Source organism: Methanofollis sp. (genome assembly GCF_028702905.1).
Lineage (GTDB): Archaea > Halobacteriota > Methanomicrobia > Methanomicrobiales > Methanofollaceae > Methanofollis.
The window spans coordinates 6,954-9,544 of record NZ_JAQVNX010000081.1; the positions used below are offsets into that span (position 1 = coordinate 6,954).

The following is a 2,591-nucleotide window of genomic DNA, read 5'->3' on the forward strand; positions in this document are numbered from 1 at the left end:
GGGAGGCGGGCCGCCTCACGCTCGCACGCGAGGTACCGGCGGTGCTTCTCTTCGGCCGCCTCCCTCTCCCCGGCGAGACGGGCATACCCGGCCTCGTCGAAGCCGACCTCGTCCCTTTCCGCCGTACACGCCAAGATCGACCCTTCGATGCGGGCGAGGGCGGCACTCACCTCCCGGCGATCGGCCTCCACCTGCGGACGCCTCTCGCACTTCGTCTTCAATGCGAGGTACTCCTGCCAGAGGGGTTCGAGACGCCTGTACTCCTCGTCGAGGGCGGCCTTCCGGTTCGGGTCGTAGGCGAAGGCCTCGCAGTCGGCGCGGGCGACCTCGGCGGCGACAAGCGCCGTCGCGGCCTCGGCGTCGAGGGCCTCCAGGTCCCCGGCCTTCGAGGGGAGAGCGGCGGCCTCGCCGGAAAGCCTGTCGTACCTCTCTTTGAGACGGGAGAGGGCGTCGAGGCGCCTGGCCACCTCCGCGTGACGGGCGGGGTCGTAGGTGCCGGCGGCGCGTTCCTCGGTTTCCAGGCGATCGCGGAGGGCGGCGACCTGGCGCTTCTGGTCCGCACATCTCTCCACCGCGACGGCGGCCGCGGCCAGGAGGTCCTGGAGGGCCTGGCGGCGGCCCTCGATCTCCCGTATCCCGGCCTGCACCGCGGCAAGATCCCTGTCGATACAGGCGATCTCCCTGTCGAGGGTGCGGGCCTCCTCCTCGCCTGCCGCCGCCGTCCTCTCCAGGTCGGCGACAAGGCCCCCATAATGTCCGCCAAGGGGGCGGTGGCAGGTGGGGCAGGGGGAGTCAGGCCCGAGGGATGCAACCTCCGCGAGGTGCGTCCTGAGAGACTCTACCTGTTCGGTGCAGGCCTTCTTCTTCGCCTCCGCGGCGGCGCGGGCGCGGGTGAGGTCGTCCCTCCTCTCCCCGGCCGCCTTCAGGTCCGAGGCAGGGTCGCCGGCCGACGTTACGTCCTTTTTCAGGCCCTCGACCGTTGCCTGAAGCGCTGCCTCTTCCCTCTCCGCCGTTGCGATCTCGTCCCTGATGCGGAGGGCCTCGCGGGCATGGACCGCGGCCAGGTCGAGCGCCTCCTTCTCCTGGAGGAGGTCGTCGTACCCGGCAAGGTCGGCCTCAAGGTCGGCGCACTCCGCGTCTTTCTCCCTGAGAGCTCCGACCTCCCGGACGAGTCCGGCCATCGCCCTCCCCAGCGCGGCGACATGCTGCTCCGCGGCGCGGACACTCCCGGCAAGGTCGCGGTGCCTGATCTCGTCGGCCGCACAGGCCTCGCGTGCCCCGAGCACCTCGTCCCGCCGTGCGGCAACGGGCGCAAGGTCCCGGCACCGGGCGAGGTCGGCGTCGAGTCCTTCGAGCGTGCGTGCAAGGGTGTCGAGACGATCGGCCTCGCGTCGCCGTTCGCCGCCGAGAGAGGAGAGACGTGTCGAGAGGAGGTCGTGACTCTGCTTCTTCCGGCCCCACTCCTCAGAGGCCTTCAGGATGGCCGCGTACTCCTCCTCTGCCGCGGCGAGGGCCGCGTACTCGCCGAGGCGTTCCCGAATATCGCTGATGTCCTTCTCAAGCCCCGATGCCTCGGCCGCGTACCGTTCTTTCTCCCTGACGGCAGAGGCCTGTGCCTCGCCGAGGCGCGCTGCCTCGCGGCCTGCCGCATCGAGGGCGGCGAGGTCGGCACCGGCCGCGTCCCTCTCCGCACAGAGAGAGACCAGGGCCCCGGTGCAGGCCTCCATCCCGGCCCGGGCAGAGTTCGCATCTGCCCGGCAGATCTCCAGCCCGCTCTCCAGCGCCTCCTCGTCGAGGACGGAAAGGGCGCCCTCGGCACGGCTGATGTCCGCCTCGACGGCGTCGATCTCCTCCTTCAGGGCGGCCTGCCCCTCGTCCTTCAGGTAGTCGATGCCGAGGGCCTTCATGAACCACTCCCGCCTGGCCGCCGGCCTCTCGTCGAGGAGGGCGAGCAGGTCCTTCTGGGCGGCAAAGACCGTGCTCCTGAAGTCGGCCGGCCCCATGCCGAGGACCCGCATCACCTCCGCGGCGACAGCGCTCACCCCCTCGGCCAGCTGCTTCTCGCCCCCGTCCATGAAGAGGGAGGCATTGTGCTGGGTGGAACTCCCGGTCTTCCTGAAGGTCCGCTGGACGACATACTCCTCGCCGCTGGCCGAGAACTCCAGGACGACCTCGCACTTCTCCTTCGGGCCGGCGAAGGAGGAGACGACGTACTCGCCGTCGACCCCGCCCTGCACGCCGTACAGCGCGAAGAGGACGGCGTCGGTGATCGTGCTCTTGCCCGCGCCGTTGTTCCCGACGATGCCGGTGATCCCGTCGCGGAACAGGATCTCCTCGTCCCGGTAGCGCTTGAAGTTGCGGAGGACGAGTTTATGGAGAAGCATCGTCGCCCTCCTGACGCTCCCTGATCACCGTCTTCAGGACCTCCTGCCCCTTTTTGAGGACATACGCCTCCCTCTCCGGGGGGAGGTGCTTCTCGCCCAGGAACCGCCCGAACTCGGCGACATAGTCGAGGCCGGCAAGGTCGCCGCCGGCAAGGCGGGGGACCTCCTCCTCGGCCACCTCGGCCCTCACCTTCAGGTCGAGGAGGC

General features: G+C 70.1%; 1 protein-coding gene and 1 pseudogene. Both read right to left on the bottom strand.

The window, feature by feature from the left end:
- Positions 1 to 2,384 (bottom strand): SMC family ATPase (locus tag PHP59_RS09455; protein WP_300166354.1); only part of this gene is annotated, 2,384 nt, incomplete at its 3' end.
- A pseudogene (locus PHP59_RS09460) lies at positions 2,371 to 2,591 on the bottom strand (DNA double-strand break repair protein Mre11); the annotation flags it as partial. The gene PHP59_RS09455 and the pseudogene PHP59_RS09460, both read right to left, overlap by 14 nt.